Source organism: Mycobacterium sp. 852002-51971_SCH5477799-a, assembly GCF_001667145.1.
GTDB lineage: Bacteria > Actinomycetota > Actinomycetes > Mycobacteriales > Mycobacteriaceae > Mycobacterium.
In genome coordinates, this window is record NZ_LZIF01000129.1 from 1 (window position 1) to 842 (window position 842).

1 protein-coding gene is annotated in these 842 nt (G+C 70.1%); it reads left to right on the plus strand.

Annotated elements, in window-relative coordinates:
* Positions 1-842 (plus strand): phosphopantetheine-binding protein (locus A5753_RS23470; protein ID WP_156656216.1); only part of this gene is annotated, 842 nt, incomplete at both ends.

Here is an 842-nt window from a genome sequence, read left to right on the forward strand (position 1 = left end):
ACGGGGTCGCGGTTTGTGGCGTGTCCCTTCGCCGGGCCCGCGGCGCCGGGGCAGCGGATGTATCGGACCGGGGATCTGGTGTGTTGGCGCGCTGATGGGCAGCTGGATTATCTGGGCCGCGCCGATGAGCAGGTCAAGATCCGCGGTTATCGCATCGAACTGGGCGAGATCCAGGCCGCCCTGACCGGGCTGGACGGGGTGGACCAGGCGGTGGTGATCGCCCGCGACGACCAGCCCGGCACCCCCCGGCTGGTCGGCTACATCACCGGGGCCGCTGACCCGGTCGCGGCGCGCGCCGCGCTGGCCGAGCGGTTGCCCGAGCATATGGTGCCCGCCGCGGTGGTGGCGCTTGACGCGTTGCCGTTGACGGCCAACGGCAAACTCGACACCCGCGCCCTGCCCGCCCCGGACTACACCAGCGCCGGGCGCTACCGCGCCGCGGGCGATGCGGTCGAAGAGATCTTGGCCGGCATTTATGCCGAGGTCCTGGGTGTGCAGCGGGTCGGGGTCGATGATTCGTTCTTCGAGCTGGGTGGGGACAGCATCGCGGCGATGCGGGTGATCGCGGCGATCAACACCACCCTGGATACCGACCTTGCGGTGCGCACCGTGTTCGAGGCACCCACGATCGCCCAGTTAGCACCCCGCGTCGGTGGGTCAAGCGGTGGGCTGGCCCCGCTGGTGGCCCAGGAGCGTCCGGCGGTGGTGCCGTTGTCGTTTGCCCAGCAGCGGTTGTGGTTTATCGATCAGTTGCAGGGGCCCTCGGCGGTGTACAACATGGCGGTGGCGTTGCGGCTCAGTGGGCATCTGGATGCCACGGCGCTGGGAGTCGCCCTGGCCGA